Below are 513 nucleotides of genomic sequence, written 5' to 3' on the forward strand. Positions count from 1 at the left end.
TCACCAGCCCGTTCTTCCAGAGCGAGATGATGTTCTGGATCTTGCGGATCAGCCCCTTGTCGGTGGTGCCCATCTGCTCCTGCACCATGCCGAAGCAGTCGTCCGAATCCATGATCGAGAACTGCGGCTTGAGGCCGACGTGCTCGGCTTCCTGGCGCAGGATCTGCACGCCCAGCGAGTGGAAGGTGCAGACCGTCAGCTGGTTGACCGGCACCTTGCGGCCTTCCTTGCCGGGCGTGGTCAGCGTCTTGCCTTCCAGCAGCTTGCCGACGCGCTCGCGCATCTCGGCGGCGGCCTTGTTGGTGAAGGTGACGGCCGCGATATGGCGCGGCTCGAAACCCTTGTTCTCGATCAGGTGGGCGATCTTCTGCGTGATCACGCGCGTCTTGCCGCTGCCCGCGCCGGCGAGAACGAGACAGAGACCGTCGACATATCGCATCGCTTCCCTTTGAGCGGCATTGACACCTGCGGACATGTTGACTAGCGGACTGGAAATGCGGGTGACGTCGCCGC

The 513-nt window shown here is 63.2% G+C and carries 1 protein-coding gene; it reads right to left on the bottom strand.

Going from position 1 to position 513, the window contains the following annotated elements:
- On the bottom strand, nucleotides 1-475 hold a 475-nt coding region (locus FQ755_RS07645; RefSeq protein WP_144152740.1), incomplete at its 3' end, for a UvrD-helicase domain-containing protein.
- Nucleotides 476-513 lie beyond the last annotated feature (38 nt).

Source organism: Paraburkholderia sp. BCC1885, from assembly GCF_900996235.1.
In the GTDB taxonomy this organism is placed as follows: domain Bacteria; phylum Pseudomonadota; class Gammaproteobacteria; order Burkholderiales; family Burkholderiaceae; genus Paraburkholderia.